Below are 251 nucleotides of genomic sequence, written 5' to 3'. Positions count from 1 at the left end.
GAACCCACGACAACCGGAATCACAATCCGGGGCTCTACCAACTGAGCTACAATCACCACGGCATTTACATATTTTCAAATGGCGCACCCGGAAGGATTCGAACCTTCGACCAACGCCTTAGAAGGGCGTTGCTCTATCCAGCTGAGCTACGGGCGCATCGAAAACTTCATAAGTTTGCCTGTAAGCGCCGCTTCTTAAAGAAGAAGTGGTCGGCGATGCAGGATTTGAACCTGCGACCCCTTGGACCCAAA

The 251-nt window shown here is 51.8% G+C and carries 1 tRNA gene; it reads right to left on the bottom strand.

What is annotated here, in order from left to right:
• Nucleotides 1-79: 79 nt before the first annotated feature.
• A tRNA-Arg gene (locus AN213_RS19980) sits at nt 80-156 on the bottom strand.
• Nucleotides 157-251: the final 95 nt, after the last annotated feature.

The organism is Pseudoalteromonas sp. P1-8 (genome assembly GCF_001399985.1).
GTDB lineage: Bacteria > Pseudomonadota > Gammaproteobacteria > Enterobacterales > Alteromonadaceae > Pseudoalteromonas.
This window is presented reverse-complemented; position numbering and strand designations above follow the sequence as displayed.